The sequence below is a fragment of the Streptomyces sp. NPDC051051 genome, from assembly GCF_040682975.1.
Lineage (GTDB): Bacteria > Actinomycetota > Actinomycetes > Streptomycetales > Streptomycetaceae > Streptomyces.
Genome location: NZ_JBFBCB010000072.1, coordinates 1 through 19748, shown reverse-complemented (window position 1 = coordinate 19748; position 19748 = coordinate 1). Strand labels below are relative to the sequence as shown.

Annotated in this window: 19 protein-coding genes and 4 pseudogenes; 12 read left to right on the top strand and 11 right to left on the bottom strand. The window is 70.8% G+C overall.

Features of this window, described 5'->3' with window-relative positions:
- The first annotated feature begins 85 nt into the window (after positions 1 to 85).
- The 3 genes from AB0N31_RS33555 to AB0N31_RS33545 all read left to right on the top strand — a co-directional run bounded on the left by AB0N31_RS33555 (position 86) and on the right by AB0N31_RS33545 (position 2383).
- The gene (locus tag AB0N31_RS33555; RefSeq protein WP_366062279.1) at positions 86 to 448 is read left to right on the top strand and encodes a carboxymuconolactone decarboxylase family protein; all 363 of its coding nucleotides are present in this window, start codon (positions 86 to 88) and stop codon (positions 446 to 448) included.
- Entirely contained in the window at positions 445 to 852 is a 408-nt protein-coding gene (locus AB0N31_RS33550) for an SHOCT domain-containing protein (protein WP_366062278.1), read from the top strand. Before AB0N31_RS33555 ends, AB0N31_RS33550 begins: the two co-directional genes overlap by 4 nt.
- Before the next feature lie 106 nt (positions 853 to 958).
- Positions 959 to 2383 carry a DUF2252 domain-containing protein gene (locus AB0N31_RS33545; protein ID WP_366062277.1) on the top strand — a complete coding sequence of 475 codons (1425 nt, stop codon included), beginning with the start codon at positions 959 to 961 and terminating at the stop codon, positions 2381 to 2383.
- Positions 2384 to 2424: 41 nt separating this feature from the next.
- On the opposite strand, the gene AB0N31_RS33540 is transcribed toward AB0N31_RS33545, so the two are convergent.
- Positions 2425 to 2673, bottom strand: coding sequence for a hypothetical protein (locus AB0N31_RS33540; protein WP_366062276.1), 249 nt, complete (start codon positions 2671 to 2673; stop codon positions 2425 to 2427).
- Between the two features lie 40 nt (positions 2674 to 2713).
- On the opposite strand from AB0N31_RS33540, the gene AB0N31_RS33535 reads away from it, so the two are divergent.
- The gene (locus tag AB0N31_RS33535) at positions 2714 to 3673 is read left to right on the top strand and encodes an MFS transporter (protein WP_366062275.1); all 960 of its coding nucleotides are present in this window, start codon (positions 2714 to 2716) and stop codon (positions 3671 to 3673) included.
- 99 nt (positions 3674 to 3772) lie between these two features.
- Here AB0N31_RS33535 and AB0N31_RS33530 read toward each other — a convergent pair whose 3' ends face one another.
- The 4 genes and pseudogenes from AB0N31_RS33530 to AB0N31_RS33515 form a co-directional block, all read right to left on the bottom strand.
- Positions 3773 to 4024: an AfsA-related hotdog domain-containing protein gene (locus AB0N31_RS33530; RefSeq protein WP_366062290.1), complete on the bottom strand. Its 252-nt coding sequence runs from the start codon at positions 4022 to 4024 to the stop codon at positions 3773 to 3775.
- A complete protein-coding gene (locus AB0N31_RS33525; protein WP_366062291.1) occupies positions 4024 to 4269 on the bottom strand; it encodes a hypothetical protein in 246 nt (81 codons plus the stop codon). The genes AB0N31_RS33530 and AB0N31_RS33525 overlap by 1 nt, the downstream gene beginning before the upstream one ends.
- A gap of 55 nt (positions 4270 to 4324) precedes the next feature.
- Positions 4325 to 4510, bottom strand: a pseudogene (locus AB0N31_RS33520) (response regulator); the annotation flags it as partial.
- Between the two features lie 123 nt (positions 4511 to 4633).
- A pseudogene (locus AB0N31_RS33515) lies at positions 4634 to 4883 on the bottom strand (DUF6328 family protein); the annotation flags it as partial.
- 669 nt (positions 4884 to 5552) lie between these two features.
- Between AB0N31_RS33515 and AB0N31_RS33510 the strand changes: the two are divergent.
- A complete protein-coding gene (locus AB0N31_RS33510) occupies positions 5553 to 5999 on the top strand; it encodes a DUF6098 family protein (RefSeq protein WP_366062274.1) in 447 nt (148 codons plus the stop codon).
- Between the two features lie 75 nt (positions 6000 to 6074).
- On the opposite strand, the gene AB0N31_RS33505 is transcribed toward AB0N31_RS33510, so the two are convergent.
- Complete coding sequence (locus AB0N31_RS33505) at positions 6075 to 6467, bottom strand: hypothetical protein (protein ID WP_366062273.1); 393 nt, start codon at positions 6465 to 6467, stop codon at positions 6075 to 6077.
- 487 nt (positions 6468 to 6954) lie between these two features.
- Here AB0N31_RS33505 and AB0N31_RS33500 point away from each other — a divergent pair, with 487 nt between their 5' ends.
- The 3 genes from AB0N31_RS33500 (at position 6955) to AB0N31_RS33490 (ending at position 10234) form a co-directional block, all read left to right on the top strand.
- The gene (locus AB0N31_RS33500; RefSeq protein ID WP_366062272.1) at positions 6955 to 8175 is read left to right on the top strand and encodes a PP2C family protein-serine/threonine phosphatase; all 1221 of its coding nucleotides are present in this window, start codon (positions 6955 to 6957) and stop codon (positions 8173 to 8175) included.
- Positions 8176 to 8234: 59 nt separating this feature from the next.
- The gene (locus tag AB0N31_RS33495) at positions 8235 to 8657 is read left to right on the top strand and encodes an STAS domain-containing protein (protein ID WP_366062271.1); all 423 of its coding nucleotides are present in this window, start codon (positions 8235 to 8237) and stop codon (positions 8655 to 8657) included.
- Between the two features lie 302 nt (positions 8658 to 8959).
- On the top strand, positions 8960 to 10234 hold the full coding sequence (locus AB0N31_RS33490; RefSeq protein WP_366062270.1) for a cytochrome P450: 1275 nt from the start codon (positions 8960 to 8962) through the stop codon (positions 10232 to 10234).
- Between the two features lie 117 nt (positions 10235 to 10351).
- Here AB0N31_RS33490 and AB0N31_RS33485 read toward each other — a convergent pair whose 3' ends face one another.
- Positions 10352 to 11341: an SDR family oxidoreductase gene (locus tag AB0N31_RS33485; protein ID WP_366062269.1), complete on the bottom strand. Its 990-nt coding sequence runs from the start codon at positions 11339 to 11341 to the stop codon at positions 10352 to 10354.
- Between the two features lie 480 nt (positions 11342 to 11821).
- On the opposite strand from AB0N31_RS33485, the gene AB0N31_RS33480 reads away from it, so the two are divergent.
- A complete protein-coding gene (locus AB0N31_RS33480; RefSeq protein WP_366062289.1) occupies positions 11822 to 12238 on the top strand; it encodes a CBS domain-containing protein in 417 nt (138 codons plus the stop codon).
- Between the two features lie 464 nt (positions 12239 to 12702).
- Here AB0N31_RS33480 and AB0N31_RS33475 read toward each other — a convergent pair whose 3' ends face one another.
- The 4 genes from AB0N31_RS33475 to AB0N31_RS33460 are packed head-to-tail and all read right to left on the bottom strand — an operon-like array spanning position 12703 to position 15179.
- Positions 12703 to 13083 carry a hypothetical protein gene (locus tag AB0N31_RS33475; RefSeq protein WP_366062268.1) on the bottom strand — a complete coding sequence of 127 codons (381 nt, stop codon included), beginning with the start codon at positions 13081 to 13083 and terminating at the stop codon, positions 12703 to 12705.
- A complete protein-coding gene (locus tag AB0N31_RS33470) occupies positions 13070 to 13495 on the bottom strand; it encodes a hypothetical protein (protein ID WP_366062267.1) in 426 nt (141 codons plus the stop codon). Before AB0N31_RS33470 ends, AB0N31_RS33475 begins: the two co-directional genes overlap by 14 nt.
- The gene (locus AB0N31_RS33465; RefSeq protein ID WP_366062265.1) at positions 13495 to 14724 is read right to left on the bottom strand and encodes a divalent metal cation transporter; all 1230 of its coding nucleotides are present in this window, start codon (positions 14722 to 14724) and stop codon (positions 13495 to 13497) included. The genes AB0N31_RS33470 and AB0N31_RS33465 overlap by 1 nt, the downstream gene beginning before the upstream one ends.
- Positions 14721 to 15179 (bottom strand): hypothetical protein, encoded by a 459-nt coding sequence (locus AB0N31_RS33460; protein WP_366062264.1) that lies wholly within the window; start codon positions 15177 to 15179, stop codon positions 14721 to 14723. The genes AB0N31_RS33465 and AB0N31_RS33460 overlap by 4 nt, the downstream gene beginning before the upstream one ends.
- A gap of 2145 nt (positions 15180 to 17324) precedes the next feature.
- On the opposite strand from AB0N31_RS33460, the pseudogene AB0N31_RS33455 reads away from it, so the two are divergent.
- From AB0N31_RS33455 to AB0N31_RS33445, 3 genes and pseudogenes are all read left to right on the top strand, one after another.
- Positions 17325 to 17457, top strand: a pseudogene (locus tag AB0N31_RS33455) (LysR family transcriptional regulator); the annotation flags it as partial.
- Positions 17454 to 18266, top strand: coding sequence for an IclR family transcriptional regulator (locus AB0N31_RS33450; RefSeq protein ID WP_366062263.1), 813 nt, complete (start codon positions 17454 to 17456; stop codon positions 18264 to 18266). The pseudogene AB0N31_RS33455 and the gene AB0N31_RS33450, both read left to right, overlap by 4 nt.
- A gap of 115 nt (positions 18267 to 18381) precedes the next feature.
- Positions 18382 to 19316 (top strand): annotated as a pseudogene (locus tag AB0N31_RS33445) (PDR/VanB family oxidoreductase).
- Positions 19317 to 19748 lie beyond the last annotated feature (432 nt).

The following is a 19748-nucleotide window of genomic DNA, read 5'->3' as shown; positions in this document are numbered from 1 at the left end:
CGGGGGATGACGTGCCGGGCGGGCGGGGATCGACTGGAGTCGTACAGGAGCAGGACCGCAACGCCCTCAGAGAAGGAGCCGGACCATGACCGAGGAAATGACGGGGACAGGCGGTGTCAGTGCCCTTGCCGAGGCGGACGCCCCCGTGTTCGAGACGCTCGTCCAGATGACGCTCGACACGTTCGAGCGGTCGGGGCTGGACCCGGAGACGTACCTGCTGACGCGCATCGCGGCGCTGGTGTCCATGGACGCCTCACCCGCCTCGTATCTGCTCAACATCGGCGCGGCCGACGAACTCGGCGTGCCCCTGGAGCGGATCCAGGGCACCCTCGTGGCCATCGCTCCGGTGGTCGGCAGCGCCCGTGTGGTGTCCGCCGCCCGAAGCATCGGTGAAGCCTTCGGTCTCCCCCTGCACGACGCAGGCGAGGAAGAGGAAGCGGCGACATGAATCTGGCCTACGACTATCCGGTCCTCGGCGCCTTCTGGACCACCATGTGGATCTTCCTGTGGATCATGTGGTTCGTTCTGCTCTTCCGGGTCGTCGGTGACATCTTCCGTGACGACACGCTTGGCGGAGGGGCCAAGACGGGATGGCTGATCTTCGTGATCGTGCTTCCCTTCCTCGGCGTGTTCGTCTACGTCCTGGCCCGCGGCAAGGACATGGGCCGGCGTGAGACACAACACGCCCAGGCCAAGCAGCGGGCGCTCGACGACTACATCCGCACCACCGCCGGCCAGGGCGCGGGGGGCGCGAGCGAAACGGAGCAGTTGGCAAAACTCTCCGACATCCGCTCCCGGGGAGACATCTCCGACGAGGAGTTCCGGCGGGCCAAGGAGAAGATCCTCCACTGACCCCGGCCCGGCACACGGGATCCAGGCATGCTCCGAGAGCTGTTCCCGGTGTCGTCCGACAGCCATCGCCACCGCCCTCGGCGAGACCACCTCACGGAGCCGCCGCATGACCACGACCCACAATCAACTGGACGGACACGACGTGCGGCACCACACCCCGCAGGAACGGGCCGCGCTCGGCAAGGCAGCGCGGGCCGCCGCGCCCCGCTCCAGCCACGCCGAGTTCGCGCCCGGGCCACAGCGGCCGGACCCGCTGAAGATCATCGCGGAGCAGTCGAAGACCCGGCTGCCGGAACTCGTGCCGATCCGCTACGGCAGGATGTCCGAGTCACCGTTCCGCTTCTACCGGGGCGCGGCCGCCATCATGGCCTCGGATCTCGCGGACACCCCGACGTCGGGACTTCGGACCCAGCTGTGCGGTGACGCGCACATGCTGAACTTCCGACTGCTGGCCTCACCCGAACGCCGCCTGATGTTCGACATCAACGACTTCGACGAGACGTTGCCGGGACCCTGGGAGTGGGACGTCAAGCGCCTGGCCACCAGCCTCGTCATCGCGGGCCGGGCCAACGGCTTCAGCACCAAGCAGCGGGCCTCGATCGTCCTGGCCACCGTGCGGTCCTATCGCGAGAGCATGCGGTCCTTCGCCGGACTCGGCAACCTGGCCGTCTGGTACGCCCAGTTCGACGTCGACCGGGTACGCGACCGCTTCGCGGCCGACCTGTCCGCGCGCGGCCGCGAACGGTGGGCGCAGGCCGTGACCAAGGCACGGTCGCACGACACCCTCCAGGTCTTCGACAAGCTCACCCACGTCGTCGACGGCAGGCGCCGCATCGCCCCCGACCCACCGCTCATCACCCGTCTCGAAGACCTGCTGCCGGATGACAAGCGCGGTGCCGTGGAACACGAGCTCCGCACCCTGATCGAGCGCTACGGCCAGACTCTCCAGTCGGACCGGCGGTTCCTGCTGGAGCAGTACCGGATGGCCGACATGGCGCGCAAGGTCGTCGGGGTCGGCAGTGTCGGCACCCGTTGCTGGATCGTGCTGCTGCTCGGCAAGGACGGCGAGGATCCGCTGTTCCTCCAGGCCAAGGAGGCCGACGAGTCGGTGCTGGCACCCTACGCCGGGGCGAGCGCGTACCGGACACAGGGCGAGCGGGTGGTCGCCGGGCAACGGCTGATGCAGGCCACCAGCGACATCTTCCTCGGCTGGGAGCGCGTCGAGGGCATCGACGGCCGACGCCGGGACTTCTACGTGCGGCAACTGCGTGACTGGAAGTGGGTCGCCGAGGCCGAGCAGATGGTGCCCCGCGGCATGCGCACCTTCGGCGCGCTGTGCGGCGCGACGCTGGCCCGGGCGCACGCGAGATCCGGCGACCGCATCGCCATCGCCGCCTACCTGGGCGGCGGCGACAGCTTCGACCGGGCGCTCGCGACCTTCGCCGAGCGCTACGCCGACCAGAACGAACGCGACCACCAGGCACTCGTCGACGCCGTCCACGTCGGGCGACTGTCCGCCGAAGCGGCCTGAAGGGCGCGCGCAGCCGCAGTCGGCGCAGCGGGTCACGCCGGTCAGGGCTGCAGGCCCGCCCGCCTGAGCGCGACCTCGGACAACTCGGAGATGACCTGCTGGTCCCCCCGGCGCCAGGCGTCGGCGAGACCGCCCGGCGGGGCGGAGATCGCGGCGAGGCCGCGCTGCGGTCCGGTGAGGGCGCGCAGCGCGAGCAGGTCGGCGCCGCCGACGTCGTCAAGAAGGCGTCGGGTGGTGGCGGCGCGGCGGATCCAGCGCAGACGCGGGGGCAGCCACAGCACCAGTACCAAGGCCGCTGAGAGGACGATCAGGGCCAGTACCCCGGTCGTCGTGCTGTTCCTCGCCTTCGCGCCGGTACTGCTGCGCGAGGTCCGCACCACCAATCCCGGCCGCGTCGACGCCCTCGGCGTCGTCCTGTCCGCCGTCGGCATCCTGCTGGTCGTCTACTCGGTCGAGTCGGCCGCGGCCGAGGGCTTCTCCTCGACGCAGGCCGTCACCGGAGTGGTCGGCCTGGCGATCCTGGTGTGGTTCGTGCGCCGCCAGTTCCGCCTGGAGTACCCGCTCCTCGACCTGCGGCTCTTCAAGGACCACGTCTTCACCGTCGCCATCCTCACCGGCCTGCTCTCCCTGGTCGCCTGGGCGGCCGCCGGCTACCTCACGGGCATCTACCTCCAGTCGGTCCTCGGCTACAGCGTGCCGGCGGCAGCTCTGCTGGTGCTTCCGGGCGCCGCCGTCCTGACCGCCGCGTGCATCGGGGCGAGCGGTGTCGTCGAGCGGATCGGCATGCGGTCCGCGCTGATCGCCTCGCACTTCTTCATGGGCGTCGGCCTGCTGCTCCTGCTGCTGACGACCACCGAGCACGGCGTGGCGGCGTTCATCGCCTCCTCCGTCGTCACCGGTGTCGGCTATGGCTTCTCCTTCAGCCTGGTGGCGGACACGGCCGTCGCCGCGGTGCCCGCAGAACGCGCCGGGTCGGCCGCCTCGATCGCGGAGATGAGCAACGAACTGGGCAACGCGCTGGGCATCTCGCTGCTCGGTTCGCTCGCGGCGCTGTGCTTCCGGCTGGGCGGCCCGGATGCGGCGGACACGCTCAACGAGACGCTGGACACCCCGGGACTGTCGGCGGCGAACATCGCCGAGGCCGAGGACGCCTTCCTGACGGGACTGCACGTGGCGGTCGGCGTCGCCAGCCTGCTCTGCCTGGCCCTGGGCGTCCTCGCCCTGCGCTGGGTCCCCAAGGAGCAGAAGGAGGGCAGTGCGGAGACGGAGGCCGTCGCCGCGATGCAGTGACGCGCAGACGCACCGACTCGACGACGCGCTGACACGGACACTCCCGGCCCTGCGGACCGGTCCGGGCCCTGTACGTACTCGGGCCGGCCGGCCCGGACGTCAGCCGCCCGTGCGGAAGTCGACGCGGAAGGCGGGCTCGCCCTCCTGGACTCCGGTGACCCGGACGGACCCCGGCTCGGCCAGCGATTCGGCCTCGATCCGGCACGGCTGGTCGAACTCGACGTACCGCCAGTAGGTGGCCTCGATCGCAGTGGGCGCGAGGGAGGCCGGGGAAAGCAGGGCGCGGGCCGCCTGGTCGGCGGCCTCCAGCAGGGCCAGGCCCGGCACATGGTCGACGGGATGGTCGAACATCAGGTGGTTGCCGGGGTCGTTGCGCAGCAGCCGGCGGTGCCAGCGGTCCCGGGTGAGAGCATCACGTCCGCCGGGGAGGGCCGGGACAGCAGCCGGGCGTCCACCGGCGCCGGTACCGGCCAGGCTCCCCAGTCCACATGGCGGCGGTCGCCGCGCACCCGGGCGTAGGCCCGGTCGGAGATCCACGCGAACTCGGTCTCGGCGCGTGCCGGTACGCCTCCGTCCCACCACACCTCGAAGGACATGTGCAGCGCGCTCGTCGTCCGCAGTCGGCCGCCGGCCGCCGTCCTCCGACACGCAGACCCGGATGTCCATGAGGACGACGTCGGGCCGCGTACGGAGGACCGCTGCGACAGCCTCGGCCCCGTCGGCCGCCTCGGCCGTCACTTCGATGCCGTCCGCGGCCAGGATCATCTTGAAACCGGTGCGTACGAGAGCTTGGTCGTCAGCGATGACGGCACGCAGCGGTGGCCGGTCCTTGTTCATACGGTGCTCCGCGGGATACGGGCCGTGACCCGGTAGCCGCCGACGTTTGTCGGACCCGGCCGTCAGCTCGCCCTTGTAGACGGCCAGCCGCTCGCGAGCCCCATGCGGCGACGGCCGTTGTTCTACGTAAAGAACACGGTCCACCGTTTCCAGCTCACGGAACAGGGGGTGAAGGCCACACCGAGCAGAAAGCCGAAGAGGATCTGCACGCCCGTCTGGGTACCCGCGTTTCCTGCAGGACCTCGTTCCAGCGGCGGTTGACGCGCTCACGCGACGTTTCCGGCACCCGTCCACCGGCCTGCGGACCGTCGCTGTCGTGGTGTGGACAGCAGGCGGTGCCCTCTTCCACCAGGTGACCGGGCTGCTCTGTCATGGTCAAGGCATCCTCCAGATCCCAGGAACCGATCGCGCTCATCGGACACCCTTCCTACAGGTCAGGAGCGATGTTGGCGCGCCCGGCCCCAGCGGGGGTGAAGGGTGGCATGCCCATCGGCCCCTGCGGCACATCCTGTGGCTGGGTTGCGCGCCGATCGGCTCCTGTTCGGCGTGACGTCCTGCTATGAGCGACTTCGCGATCCGGTAGTGGGCTTTGTCGCTCAGCGTTCGTGGAGAGGTCCGCCGGGCCGGCGCTTCCCCGGCATGGCCGGCTCGCGGGCGTGAGCCGTGGCCCGCCCTGTGGGCGGCTCCCTCTATACCGCTGTACCTCGCGGGTGTCTGACGTTTGACGCCGGAAGGGCTGGGTTACCCGGACCACCGCACGGCAGGGCGCGGATGTCTGCCGATGTCCGAAAGCGTGAGGACGGAGTGCGATGTCGAATCCACAGCAACCAGAGATACGGCGTAGCGACAAAGGTGCGAGCACCCCACAGGACAGCCGGGAGCTCAAAGCGTCGCAGGAGTCGGAGCACGGGGACAGGGCCCACGGAACGGATCGGGGCGACAAAGGTGGCGGCGAAGGCGGTGGCACACCGCCCGCGCAGCGTCCGGACCATCCCCAGTAGGTGAGAGTGTCGGTCATGGACGGGCACTGCGCGGGACGTGCATGATCACCGCGCTGACCACTCTGCACACGCTCGACGAGGTCGCCGAAAGGGTCCGTCGACAGGATCGCCTGTACGTCCGCTGGTCGCTTGGACCGGAGACGGACCTGCGCGACACCTCCAGTCGAGACGAGCTCACAGGTGTGTCTCTTCCCGGGCTGTCCGCCAATTCGCTGGACGTCGAGCCCTGGTGGCGTGACCGGCCCGTACGGATCTGGGTCGCTCGCCGCTTGTACGACTACTGTCACCTGCCTCGTCGCCGAGGGGGCGGCGTGCGGCCATGGCTGCTGCGAGGCCGGGAAAACGGACGCGGTCCCGACAATGAGCCGTTGGTGACTCACGTCGAGCCGCTGGCATGGGTCGCCGACGCGGTCATTGGCGAGGCGACGAGGGTGATCGAGGAGCAGCCTGGCCCCTGGGGCCCTGTGGAACGCAACCAGCAGCCTTGATTCACTGGGCACTGGATCGCCGGACCCCGAGATCGAGGTCTCCGTCCCCCGGAATCCGCCGTGGTCGGCTGGGGGTCATGGCGTGCCGCACTCGCTGATGATCAGGCTGATGGCCTCCCCCGGACCGCCGTCGGTCAGGGCGGGTCGTTGACGGTCTGCTCCGGCGCCGTCGTGCAGCAGCCGATGTACGAGACTCGTAACCTGCCGGCTTTCGCCGCATGCTTCCAGTGAGGGAGCGACGTAGCGCGGGAGCTGGCACAGCACGTCCCCGGCGCGGCGTCGGCTGCCTCTCGGATCGATCAAGACGTTGCTCAGACCATGAGGGGCCGCGTGCCACATTCCGGCTTGCAGTACTTCCGGCGCGCAGTCCGGCACAGGAGCTTCGGAGGCCGCCTCGTCCAGGGCGGTCTCCTCGAGTACTCGAAACAACCCGGCGAACATGACCGCCTCGTCCACGCGCAACTGCACGTCCGAACCCGCACCTCGATGGTGGGGTACCGCTCCGAGAGGCGGGCCTGCCAGTACGGCTGACCGGTGTCCGAGATCAGACCGCTCTCCAGCAGTCGCTGAACACGCCGGTCGTAGTCGGCCTCGCCCTGGAAGTACGGAGGCACGTCGCTGACCGGCCAGCCGCCGAAGTCGCGGGCGTGAGGGGAACCACGCGGCAACTGCGCCGTGCCCGGTGAGCGCGCCCGACCGGTGTACCGGGCCGTGCCGGGTACACGGCCCCCGGCCCGGTTCGCGCGCCGCAGTGCACTGGGACCCCGGACCGTGACCTCGGCGGGCGCGCCGGAAAGCCGCCGGTTCGCAGAAAAGGAGCGGCTCATGCCCCGGGCCGTCGCAGGACAGGCTGTCGAGCAGGTGGGCGGCTGGGCATGGACAGGGCGAAGCTGTGTGCGCGGGGCCGTGTGCCCGAAGGGCTGTGGCGGCCCCCGCCCAGGAGGAGGTTCACCGCGTGACCGAATACGCGAAGGTCGCAGGCGCGCTCACCGACCTCATGCTGGTCAGTCATGTCGCGGCGCTGGAGGACCTGCCCGAGATGGTGGCCGCACACGTGGACGTGGTGGGCCTTCACGAGGTGGCCTTCTTCGTGGTGGACCTGCAGGGCAAGGTCCTGCGCCAGGTCACCGGACGGGGGCCCGACGCCGGTGAGGGCGGCCTGCAGTTCACGGTGCACGGCACCGTGGCCGGCCTGGCCTTCCAGCGTGTGGACCTGGTCACGGAACCGGACCGGACGGGCAGGCGGAACCTGCGGCGGTGGTGGGTGCCGATCACCGACGGTGTCGAGCGCCTCGGCGTGCTGCGGGCGGACACCGCGGACGACGACGAGGCGGTCCGCAACGCGCTGCGGGCCCTTGCGTCGATGGTGGCGCTGCTGCTGCTGAGCAAGCGGTCCTACAGCGATTCCTACGCCCGCCTGATCCGTACGGCGCCGATGAGCGTGGCCGCGGAGATGCAGTGGCACCTGACTCCGCCCTCGGCCTTCGCCGGTCGCACCTCCACCGTCGGGGCCGCGTCGGAGCCGGCGTACGAGGTCGGCGGGGACGCCTTCGACTACGCCCTCTCCGACGACATCCTGCACCTGTCCATATTCGACGCCATGGGACACGACGCGACCGCCGGACTGACCGCCAACATGGCGGTCGCCACCTGCCGCAACGCCCGCCGCCAGGGCGCCGACCTGGTGAAGACCAGCCAGGCGGTGGAGGAAGCCCTCATCGAGCAGTTCGGCACCAGCCGTTACGTCACCGGCATCCTGGCCGACCTGCACCTGACCACCGGCCGGCTGGAGTGGGTGAACCGTGGCCACCACCTGCCGGTCCTCATCCGCGACGGCCGGTGGTCGAGCGAGTTGCAGTGCCCTCCGGCCGGTCCCATGGGCGTCGCCCTGGGCCTGCCGGTGACCGTCCGCAGCGAACAGCTCCAGCCCGGTGACCGGCTGCTGCTCTACACCGACGGTGTCGTCGAGGCACGCAACAGGAAGGGCGAGCTGTTCGGCCTCGACCGCTTCGTCGACTTCGTCGTACGCCATCACGCCGACCGCCTCACCGTCCAGGAGACGCTGCGCCGCCTCACGCACGCGGTCCTGGACCACCACGACGGGCGACTGGACGACGACGCCACCGTCCTGCTGGCCGAATGGGGCGACACCGACCAAGAGAACCTGACGCCCTGACACGGCGCCGTGGGCGGCGGCGCGGCCCTTGTCCGAGAGACCGACGGAGAGGAGAGGCGATGCCCGGCCATCACGACGACGGGGATGAGAACCCGGACCCGCTGGAGGTGCACACCCGTCCGCTGCACGACGGCAGCTTCCTGCTGACCGTGAACGGCGCGCTCGACCACCACACCGCCGACCGTCTCACCGACGCACTCCGGCCCGTCCTGCGGGCCGAGGCCCCCACCGTCCTGCTCGACCTGTCCGGAGTGTCCTTCCTCGACTCCACCGGCCTGACGCGGCTCCTCGTCTCCAGTCGAGCCGCTCGAAGCGCCGGTGGCCGCGTGTTCCTGGTCAGCCCCAGCCCACCGGTCCGGCACATGCTGGAGATCACCGGTATCGACCGTGTCATCACCACCCGTCCCGACCACGGCGCCGCTCCGGCACCGGCCGACGGAGAGGGCGACCAGCGGGGGCCACAGGGATGGTGGCGCTGGTGAAGCAATGACCGTCCGTCATGGAGCGCATGCGGCCGACCGATGCGGAGACGCACCGACTCATGCGACAGGCCCTCATCTGCGCGGTGCGACGGGAGCCCGGCCGTGGTCGGACGCCTGCGTAGCGGCGCGTCGATCCCGGCGCCTCTGCCGGCGACCGAGGAGGTTCGCTTTCGGCGCGGGTGGCACGCACTCGGGCGTCCGGCGGGCGCCCGGTTTCTTCCGGAGGGACAGCACACCCCCGGTTCGGGTGAGCGTGAGCAGGCCGGCGTTTCCGGTGGGCGGTGGCGGGGACCCAACGATCCATGAATCAGAATCCTCGCGCCCCGATCGTCGACAGCTCACTCGCCGTCCTCGCCAAGGGATACGCCTGGCTGCCGGACCGCAGGCGCCGTGCCGCCGGCCCTCTCGTGCGGGCCCGGCTGATGGGACAGCACGCCGTCGCCCTGCACGGCCCGGAAGCGGTGCGGTTCTTCTACGACGAGCGGCATGTGGAGCGTGGGACGGCGCTTCCCGGGCCCGTGCTGAGCACGCTGTTCGGTCATGGAGCCGTGCACACCCTGGACGGGCATGCCCACCGGGTACGCAAGGGGATGTTCCTGTCGCTGCTCACCGGCCCTGAGGCGGTCGCCGGCCTGGTGGAACGCGTCGCTGCGGCGTGGGACGAGGCCGTGGAGTCGTGGCCCGGCCGCCCGTCGGTCGTGCTGTTCGACGAGGCGAGCCGGGTGCTCACCCGAGGTGTCTGCCAGTGGGCCGGGGTCCCCCTGGACGACTCGGAGTCCGTCGCCCGGGACCTGGTCGCCATGGTCGACGGCTTCGCCACGCCCGGAACACGCCACTGGCGGGCCCGCCGGGCGCGGGCCCGGTGCGAGGCGTGGCTGGGACGCCTGGTGGAGGACGTGCGGGAAGGGACGGTCTCCGCACCGAACGGGTCGGTACTGGAAGGGATCGTCCGGCACCGGGACGCAGACGGCGGGTTCCTCGCCCCGCACACCGCCGCGGTGGAACTGCTGAACGTCATCCGTCCGACGGTGGCGGTGTGCTGGTTCGTCGCCTACGCCGGTCACGCCCTGCGCGCCAGGCCCGACGTCCGGGAGCGACTGCGCCAGGACGATCCCGCGTACGCCGTGGCCTTCGCCCACGAGCTGCGGCGCTTCTACCCCTTCGCCCCCTTCCTCGGCGGCCGCGCCGTCACCGACCTGGAGTGGCGGGGGGAGCCGATCCCGTCCGGCGCGCTGATCCTGCTCGACCTGTACGGGCAGAACCACGATCCCGACCTGTGGGACGAGCCGTACGCCTTCCATCCGGACCGCTTCCTCGGACGGCCGCCCCACCGCGACGAACTCGTCCCGCAGGGCGGCGGCGACCGCACCGCCGGCCACCGCTGCCCCGGCGAGGACATCACGATCGCTCTGCTGGAGGCCCTCGGGCCACGGCTGGCACGGCTGGAGTACGACGTGCCCGAACAGGACCTGCGGATCCCCCTGAACCGCATCCCGAGCCGCGTACGCAGCGGGTTCGTCATCGAATCCGTCCGTGTTCCGGCACCGGTCCACGGCGCGGCACGGGCTGCGGACTGACGGCCACGTGGAAAGGGGCCCGCTCGGAGAGCGGACCGGCCCCACGGCATCTCACCACGCGGGTGTCACGACCGATCCGGCCGTGTGCCGGTCCTCGCCCGGCACACGGCCTGTGGGTCAGACGCCCGCCGGCCCCCGACCCATCCGGCGCCCTGCGGTGACGGCAGCTCCCGCCAGCGCGGCGACGACGGCCGTCCTGCGCACCGCGGTGCGCCGCCGCCCGTTCCAGCCGCCGTGCACGGCGCCCTCCCCGGCAGCCGGCACGTGCAGCGCTCCGTGCGTGTCCGGGGCCGCTTCGTCGTGGTCGAGGTGGCCCTTCTCCGTCTGCCGGGCCATCACCCGCTCCGCGCGTCCCGGCGCCTTGCGCGCCTGGCGCACCAGTGCGCGGCCCGCCGGGCCGACCACCACTTCACGCCGGGGGCGGCGGGTGAGGTCCACGACGGCCTTGGCCACCCGCTCGGGACTGTAGACGGGCGGCATGGCGACCACCTTGCGCCCGGTGTAGTTGGCCGCCTGTTCGAAGTGGGGGGTGTCGATGGTCGCGGGCATCACCGTGCACACGTGAACGCCCTTCATCCCCTCCACCCGTAGCTGCTGGCGGAGGCTCGAACCGAGCCCTTGGACGGCGTGCTTGGACATGCTGTACGGGTGGCTGTACGGCTGGGACACCGCACCCACGATGGACGAGATGTTGATCAGCGTGCCCGTCCCCTGCTCCCGCATCACCCGCAGAGCCGCTCGGGCACCGTGCACGTATCCCATCACGTTGACGTCCAGGACCCTGCGGAAGTCCTCCAGCGGCACGTCCTCGAAGCGGCCGAAGGCGTTGACCGCCGCGTTGTTCACCCAGACGTCGATCCGGCCGAACTCCGCCACCGCCCGCCGCGCGAGGTCCTCGACCGCTGCGGCGTCCGTCGTGTCCGTCGGTACGACCAGCGTCCGCGCCCCACGATGCTTCTCGCACTCCTTCGCCGCCGCCTCCAGTGCCTCCTCGCGGCGCGCGGCCAGCACCACGGCGCAGCCCTTGCGGGCGAAAGCCTCGGCCGTGGCCCGTCCGATGCCGCTGGACGCGCCGGTCACCACCACCACCTGGTTCCTCAGTCCCATTCCGTACCTCCTCGGCTCGGCCCATGCCGGATCTGTCGTGCCCGGCTTCGTCGGCAGACAAGTACCCGAAACCACCGAGTCACCTCTGCCGCCATGCGAGTACGAGCCGGTCGACGACCTGCCGGTGCCGGGAACGAGACCGATGCCACCGCCGTCACGAAGCCCTCATACCTCTTCGGGCGCGCGTCCGTTCCGGAGCATGCGCAGCACAGCCCGTTCGGCGGGTCCCTGGGTCGCGGGGACGCCGAGCGCGCCCTCGTCGCCGAGGTGGGGCGGCGCGGAACTGCCCGACGAGGTGCGACGAGCCCTGCGCGGCGCGTTTGATGAGCCGCCCGCTGCGCCGGCGCGGGGCTGTTCGGGGTGATCTCGTTATCGCGTACGAGGTCTGGGAACACAAGCCCTATCAACGAGACGGTGGCCCCGAACCGGGCGCAACGGCGCCCGGCGGGCATGGGGCCGCACAGCGACGAAGGAGATGTGATGACGAAGGCGCGGGACATCATGACCGGCGGAGCCGAGTGCATCGGGGCCGAGGAGACGGTGCTGGACGCGGCCCGCAAGATGAAAGACCTCGGTATCGGGGCGTTGCCGATCTGCGGCACAGACAACCGGCTGAAAGGCATGCTGACCGACCGGGACATCGTGGTGAAGGTCCTCGGTGCAGGCAAGGACCCCGCAGTCTGCCCGGCCGGCGAGCTGGCCCAGGGCGAGGCCGTCACCATCGGCGCGGACGACGATGTGGAAGAGATCCTGCGCACGATGAGCGAGCACAAGGTACGCCGTCTGCCGGTGATCGACGGGCACGATCTGGTGGGCGTGGTCGCCCAGGCCGACGTCGCACGCTCCCTGCCCGACCCCAAGGTCGGCGACCTGCTGCAGGCCCTGTCCACCGACTGAGCCCGGCTTGCATTCCCCTGGGCTGCCTCGCCGCCCCTTTCGCACGCGTCTTCCGCCCGGATGCGTCATCGCCGTGAGATCGGCTGCGAATCGAGGGTGAGGGCGGGGCCCGTCACGTTCCCCGTCCTCACGTCTTCAACGTTACGCCTTGCGCTGTCGCCCGGCGCCGGCGTTGCCGGTGCCCGTCGGTGAGCGGTAAGGGGGGCGGAGCTCGGTGTTGCCGCCGGGGCCGGCCAGTGTCGTGGTCCAGGACGGCGCGCTGAGGCAGCGCAGGGGTTTCGGGTACACGAAGGCCGCCGGGGTGGTGGCGGATGATGAAGTCGGTGAACAGGGTCGGCGGTGCGGTCCCGGGCCAACCCGAACAGCGATTCGTCAGGCTCGGGCCCAGGTACTCACACGACTCACACGGCGCGTGAGTCGATCAGAGCCGGCCGGCGCGTCCGGCACGCTTCCGTGCAGCAATGTCACCTGTTCCAGTCATCGTGTGCTTCGCGCAGACGCATCAGGTCTTCGCCCCGTACGGTGAGCCGGACCGTTCCCCGCTCGCCCAAGGTCGTGGGAGGCCGGTGTGCTCCGACTTGATCCCAGGTGGCGTAGCGGGCCCTGGCCGCGACTCGGCCGACCAGCCGGGCAAGAAGGAGCGGGCGGTCGACGGGCCGGTGGTCGTAGGCCAGCAGCCGGCCCCGTCGGCGCACGGCGACGACCAGCCCGTCGACCCGCATCCGCGTGCCCGAGCCGCCTCTGGCCAGGACCTTCTCCTCGACCAGGCGTACGTCGCCGACGTGGCCGATTTGGCGGCCGCTGGAGTCGATGACGCGGGCGCCCATGAGATCAGCCAGACGCATGACCCGCCCCCGGAAGCCGCCCGACGATGTTCTCCCGCGTCCATTCCTCCAGGGCGTGAACGCCGGCCTGGTCCTGCGGCAGCGTGACGGTGAGGACGGCGCCGATCGCGGTGACGTGTTCGATGTCGAGACGAGCCGGACCGTCGTCGTGGGCGACCTTGAGGCGGCGCTGGACCGCTGCGAGCCAGCGGGCCGGCAGCCCGCCCAGACGCGGCGCGAGAGCCGCAGGCCCGACAAGAACGGCGGTGACATAGGGGCGGCCGTGCTCGTCGTGCTCCAGTTCCAGGTCGTCGACCTTGCACACCGGCTTCTCGTGTTGGTCGACGACCTGGCGGTCGAGCAGGTGGAAGCGGGCACTGTAGGTGCGCCCGGCGTGGCGCCGGTCGCGCGCGGTGTCTTCGTGGTGAGTCATCACAGTCCTGCCTTGGTGGCGAGCATCAGCGGAATGGCGGCGACCGCGGCGAGGAGGACGACGACGAGGTACAGGCCGCCCATGATGTTGGCGAAACGGCCATTGACGGAGGAGCCCATGTAATCGGGGTCGTTGGCGACGACCAGGATGGGCAGGTAGGTCAGCGGCAGGGCGACGGCCGCGAACACCAGCGAGTACTCGGTCACCATGATCGGGTCCACGCCGGTGAGGATCAGCATCATTCCCGCGATCAGCGCCAGGATGATCACGGCGTGGAAGCGCGAGGCGGTGCGCGGCGCGGCGGTCTTGCCCCAGGTCCAGCCGAAGTACTGCGCCACCGTGTATCCCGAGGACAGCGCTGTCTCGAGTGCGGCGCCGAACGTGGCGGCGAAGACGCCGAGCAGCACGAGTCCGAGTCCGACCTTTCCCAGCGCATGACCGACGGGAAGCACGACCTGCGACAGGTGCTCGACCGCGATGCCGGCCGGGTGCAGCAGCAGTGCCGCGGCGGCCATGATGGACAGGGCGAGCAGCCCGCCGAGCGGGAAACCGATGAACGCATTCATCCGGGCGGTGATCAGGTCCCTGCGGCCCCAGCGCTCCTCGATGCCGCCGGACGAGAAGAAGAACACCTCATAGGGGGTCATGGCGCTGGCGAACAGGGCGATGCCGTAATAGAGGTACGTCGGCAGTCCCTCGCCGCCCGGCACGTCCGGGTGCGTGACCCGGGCCAGGACGCTGCCCCAGGACGGGTCGAGCCGGAAGACGGCGATGGTGAAGACGATCAGCGCGAGCCCGGTCAGACCGAAGACGCGTTCCATCGTCTCGAACCTCGTCCGCCAGATCACCAGCCACACCACCAGACCGACGGCCGGTACCCACAGCAGGTAGGCGACGGAGCTCATCAGCTCGATCGCCAGTGCGACACCGGCCAGCTCCGCCGCCAGCGTCAGCACGGTCACCAGCAGCGATCCGACGAGGTTCGCCAGCGCCACCCGGGGACCGAGGCGCTCGCGCACCAGATCGAAGGTGGGACGTCCGGCCACCGCCGCGACCCGGCCGGCCATCTCCGCGTACACGCAGATCCCGACGACACCGAGCACGAGCACCCAGACGAGGGAGAACCCGAAGCGAGCACCGGCCAGAGAGGAGGCGACGAGGTCACCGATGTCGACGAAGCCACCGATCGCGGTCAGGATGCCGAGGGTGACGGCGAACAGGCGCTTCACGACGACAGCTCCTTCTCCAAGCCGTCCAACCGCTTCGCCACACCGGGTAGGGCCGCGCCTTCCCGGGGCAGATCACGCACCACGCCCCGCCGAGCGGCGATCCGGACGTCGGCCAGGACGTCGGCCGCGTCGTCGAGCACCTTGCCGAGCCGGTCGCGGACGGCGTCGGCCTGCTCGCTCGGTGGCTGCCGGGACTCGAACGTGCTCTGCGCGGCCAGCAGGTCCGTCTCGGCCTCCCCGAGGAGGCTGGAGAGGTAGGGACCGGTCACGTTGCCCTTCCCTGCGGCCCTGACGCCGATGAGGGCCGTGTTCACGGCGGAAGCGGCCGCCTCCGCCGTGTTGGCGGCCTTACGCCGGTAGTCCTCGTCCGTCCGCGACGAGCCCGCGCAGCCGGCCAGCAACACCACGGCGGCCAGCGCACCGGCTGCGGCGGCACGCCATGAACGGGGCTTCACCGTCCCCTGGCCAGGAAGTAGACGCCAACGGCCAGCAGCAGAGCGAGTTGGCCCCACGCGGCGAGGAGCACCAACCCCTGATCCATGCGCCACCTCCTGCTCGCAGCCGACTGATCGGGTACCCGCCTCCACCCCGACAACGCCCCGGGGGCGGTCGACTTTTCGGCTCGGCGCCGACCCGAGCCGAACGGCTCGCGCGCGTCTGCGGGCGGCGGCCTGGCGACACCGCGCGGCTTCGGCAGGAATCCGGTCACCGGAGGGGGCGAAGAGCCTGGAACAACACCGCCTCTGTTCGCCTGCGGGCCCAGCACCGCACAACCGCCAGAAGTCTCACCGTGCGACCGCGGACCCGCCGGTCGTTGGCCCGGAATCTCGCGCACGAGCTCCGCGGCCGGAGCCTGGGCATCGATGACGGGTTCGGCGTGCATATGGTCGGCGGTCTCCCATCCTGCCAGGCGCCGGAAGGCCAGGTCGATGACCGTGGCCGGATACAGAACTTCCCGCCGACCGGCGGGAGCCAGATCATGTCGCCGAGGTATTCCGTTTCACCGCTGCGGCCGTGAAGCCGCTGCCGAAGAGGTCGGCTGCCTCGGCGGTGGGGTCCGCGACGGTGGTGCGATGTCCGCAGCCGCAGCCGCAGCCGCAGCCGCACACGCCGGTCATCGAGATGGCCGACGGCGGGGCCGGCCCGACCGCACCTCTGTGGACGCCGAAGGAGTTCGCCCCGTCGAAGACGACCTCGGCACCCTGGGGCAGCGCTGCGGGGGTCTTGCGCCCCCGCCGGCCCGGCCTCGCTGCGGAGGAAGGCCGCCGGCAGCCGTCGGCCGTTTCCGGCCCATCCTCCTGAAGTCAGCCCGGGCTGGTCGGGCTTGCAGAAGCCGGGGCGGCACGCGGAAGTCCGGGGCGGCGGCAGGCTCACGCCCTCTGTGTGCGACGCTGAGCTACGAGCGCCCCAGCGCCTTGGCCAGATCGTGTTTGCTCATCGACGGGCGTCCTTCGATGCCCCGGCTTTCCGCCTCTTGGCAGAGCTCATCCCGTGTTGGTTCCTTCGAGCGGTTCCCGGACTTCTCACCGCCGCGCCGGGAGGGAGACGTGCCCTGCGTGGAGCTTCGGCTGCCTATGCCGTGACAACCACCGAGCCTCGGCGCAACGGCGGCGGGACCCGCAACGCACGAGGCTGCTGTGTCGTTTGGGGAGGTGTTCGAAGTCTCAACCCGTCGGCAGGGGAGTCTCGTTGGTTCCCCATCCTGCCGCACTCGACCTGCCGCACGCGCTGGTTGAAAGGAAGACGTCACCCAGCCCCAAGCTCTCCTCGCCACCGCCACCGCCACCGGCACCGGGGCCACCGCCCAGTACGCCTACGACGCCGACGGCAACACCACCAAGCGCCCCGACGGGACCGCCACACAGAAGCTCGACTGGGACAGCGAGGGCAATCTCGCGCGCCTGACCGAGGACCCGAACGGCGCGGCGCGTGCCACGGACTACCTCTACGGAGCCGACGGCGGCCTGCTCATCCGCCGCAACACCTCCAGCAACGGGGAGACCGTCCTCTGAGGCCCCGGGGCCACGAGCCGTGTGTCCACACCCTGACCCGCCTCTGAGATGTCCCTCACGAACCCTGATGCATCGTCAGTCAAGTCGGCATCCGATCAACATCAGTCCCCGAAGACCCCGAGACGGCTGTCCGGACAGGTGCCTGGTCTGCGGCGCCACCACAGCCCGGCTCGCACAGAAGCGCAGGCGGGAAGCCTGCTCGGTACGGTGCACGATGTTCTGCAAGGTCTTCGACCGGGAGGCATGCCGGTGTACGGTGAAGACCGCCCTTGACCTGCAACCGTCACAGGGGCCTGTCGCGCCGCCCGGCGCCGTCCGGGTGGTGAACGTCAACCACGTCGTGGCCGACCACCTCCACCGGGTGCGCCGGCAGATCCACTCGAACACGCACAAGCCGGCGAAACTGAAGCACCGCAAGGCGGGGAGTTCCGAGAGGTCCCTCCGCCGTGCTCGGCGCGGGAAGTGTCGACAGCTTTCAGCTCCTGCCCCGATGATCACCGGCATCGACGCATCGCCTTGATCCAGGCGTGTCCGGTGCCGATGCCGGCGGTCGTCGGGCGGCGCGGCCGGCGGCATCGGCCGTGTCGGGCGGTGCCGGCTGCGTGAAGCGCTGTGATGGCACCTGGTGCACACTCATGACGCGGCCCGCATCCTGCTGCGCGAGACGGCCGTGCGGGCAGGGAGCCGACCGCCCCGCACAGACGAGGAACGCACACGATGAAGACACCGCACCAGGAGTCGGTCCTCTCCTGCGCCGCTCGCATCCTGGAGGCGTTCAGTCAGGAGGAGCCGGCGCTGACCGTCTCCGAGATCGCGCGCCGTACGGGGCTGCATGTGGCCACCGCCTCCCGGCTCGTGGGCGAACTGGTCGCCCACGGTTTCCTGGCCCGGGACGACGACCGCCGGGTGCGTATCGGTGTCCGGCTCTGGGAACTGGCCGTTCGGGCGTCACCCGCGCTGTCCCTGAGGGACGCCGCGATGCCGTTCACGGAGGGCGTGCACGACGTGGTGGGCCACCATGTGCAGCTGGGTGTCCTCAACGGCGACGAGGTGCTGTTCCTCGAACGTTTCTCGGCGCCGAACGCGGTGATCAACTACACCCGGATCGCCGGGCGGCTGCCCCTGTACGCCTCCTCCAGCGGTCTGGTGCTCCTGGCCCACGGCGCGGCGGACCTGAAGGAACGGCTGCTGGCCGGCCCGCTCACCGCCTGCACCCCGGCGACCCCGGCCACGCCCACCCGGCTGCGCGCCACCTTGGCCGAAGTCCGGCAGCGGGGTTACGCCTACCGCCCCGGCTACGTCCACGAGGAAGCCCTCGGTGCCGTCGCCCGGTGCGTGGTGCGGACGGGCAGGTGGTGGCGGCGCTGTCGGTCATCATCCCCAACGACGCGGGCGCCCAGGCGGTCGTTCCCGTCGTGCGTACGGCCGCCCGAGGCGTGTCCCGTGCGCTCGGCACGCCACCGGGCGGGAGGAGGGCCGGTGCATGACGGGGGTGTGACATCGGTACGAACTTCGCCTCTTACTCAGTGAGAATGCCGTCGCGCTGATTCGGCGGCCACGCGCATCCTTCCTGCACTCCACAGACGGAGGCGACAACGTGGTCGTACACAACCTGCTGCCTGCGGTTCCCCGACCCACCCCCACCCTGTCCTTGCGGGTCCGCGCCAAGGACGTCGTCGCGGACGGCGTCGTGTCCCTCACCCTCGACCACCCCGACGGCGTCCGGCTGCCGGACTGGACGCCCGGGGCACACATCGATCTCGCGCTGCCGAACGGGATCACGCGGCAGTACTCCCTGTGCGGCGACCGATGGGACCCGTACACCTACCGCATCGCCGTCCTGCGCGAGCCCGCCGGGCGTGGAGGGTCGGCCTACGTGCACGACCGGCTGATGCCGGGGGACCGGGTGGGTGTGGGCGGGGCGCACAACCACTTTCCCCTGGTGCCGGCCGACCGCTACCTGTTCATCGCGGGCGGCATCGGGATCACCCCACTGCTGCCGATGATCCGGCAAGCCGAAATGACGCGCGTTGAATGGCAGTTGCTGTACGGCGGCCCTACCCGCGCCTCGATGGCGTTCCGCGCGGACCTCACGCACGCCTACAGCGGCCGCGTGCACCTCGACCCCAGGACGAGTGCGGCCCGCTGGACCTGGCCGCGTGGCTGAGCGAGCCGCTGCCCGGAACCAAGGTGTACTGCTGCGGGCCGGCCCCGCTCCTGGCCGCCGTCCGGCAGGTGTGCGCCCACTGGCCCGGCCGCAGCCTGTGTACCGAACGGTTCACCGCTGCGGACCGGTCCGAGCCCGTGCGCCGGACGCCCTTCGAGGTGGAACTGCGGCGCACCGGTCGTACGGTGACCGTCACCCCGGACGTCTCCGTACGGCGCGCCCTACGCCGGGCCGGCGCCGAGGTGCCGTCCTCCTGCGAACAGGGAACCTGCGGCACCTGTCTCGTCCCGGTGCTGGAGGGAACCCCCGACCACCGGGACGCGGTCCTGGCCGACCATGAACGCGCGGCGGGCGACTGCATGATGCCCTGCGTGTCGCGCTCGCGCTCCGACCGCCTGGTCCTGGACCTCTGAGCGTTCTCGACCGGCAGCCGACCTGAGCCGCGTGCTGCCGGACTTGCGATCACCGTCGCCTCGAACTCCTCCGCCCCGAGCCACCTTTCACGGAGCCGCCATGACCGAGACAGCAGCCGTCCCCGCGTCACCACCGATCAGTGACGCCGACCCGTTCGCCGCCGAGTACCTGGCACACCCCGAACCACTGCACCGGCAGTTGCGCGAAGCCGGCCCCGTCGTCCGCCTGTCCCGTTACGGGGTACACGCCCTGGCCCGCCACCAGGAATGCACACCGTGCTCGTCGACTGGCAGACCTTCCAGTCCGGCGCCGGAGTCGGACTGGCCAGTTTCCGCCACGACGACCCCGTGATCATCACCGGCCGCAAGGCCACCCGGAACCACCAACTCACCGATGCCGAGAAGGAAGCGAACCGGCTGATCAGCCGCGAA

Bases quoted from the DNA above. Each gene is read 5' to 3' on its own strand.
- AB0N31_RS33530 (WP_366062290.1), bottom strand. From the start codon at position 4,024: ATGTTCGACCATCCCGTCGACCATGTGCCGGGCCTGGCCCTGCTGGAG.
- AB0N31_RS33495 (WP_366062271.1), top strand. From the start codon at position 8,235: ATGCCCGGCCATCACGACGACGGGGATGAGAACCCGGACCCGCTGGAG.
- AB0N31_RS33475 (WP_366062268.1), bottom strand. From the start codon at position 13,083: ATGCGTCTGGCTGATCTCATGGGCGCCCGCGTCATCGACTCCAGCGGC.
- AB0N31_RS33470 (WP_366062267.1), bottom strand. From the start codon at position 13,495: ATGACTCACCACGAAGACACCGCGCGCGACCGGCGCCACGCCGGGCGC.
- AB0N31_RS33510 (WP_366062274.1), top strand. From the start codon at position 5,553: ATGATCACCGCGCTGACCACTCTGCACACGCTCGACGAGGTCGCCGAA.
- AB0N31_RS33555 (WP_366062279.1), top strand. From the start codon at position 86: ATGACCGAGGAAATGACGGGGACAGGCGGTGTCAGTGCCCTTGCCGAG.
- AB0N31_RS33525 (WP_366062291.1), bottom strand. From the start codon at position 4,269: ATGTCCTTCGAGGTGTGGTGGGACGGAGGCGTACCGGCACGCGCCGAG.
- AB0N31_RS33490 (WP_366062270.1), top strand. From the start codon at position 8,960: ATGAATCAGAATCCTCGCGCCCCGATCGTCGACAGCTCACTCGCCGTC.
- AB0N31_RS33480 (WP_366062289.1), top strand. From the start codon at position 11,822: ATGACGAAGGCGCGGGACATCATGACCGGCGGAGCCGAGTGCATCGGG.
- AB0N31_RS33485 (WP_366062269.1), bottom strand. From the start codon at position 11,341: ATGGGACTGAGGAACCAGGTGGTGGTGGTGACCGGCGCGTCCAGCGGC.
- AB0N31_RS33450 (WP_366062263.1), top strand. From the start codon at position 17,454: ATGAAGACACCGCACCAGGAGTCGGTCCTCTCCTGCGCCGCTCGCATC.
- AB0N31_RS33545 (WP_366062277.1), top strand. From the start codon at position 959: ATGACCACGACCCACAATCAACTGGACGGACACGACGTGCGGCACCAC.
- AB0N31_RS33550 (WP_366062278.1), top strand. From the start codon at position 445: ATGAATCTGGCCTACGACTATCCGGTCCTCGGCGCCTTCTGGACCACC.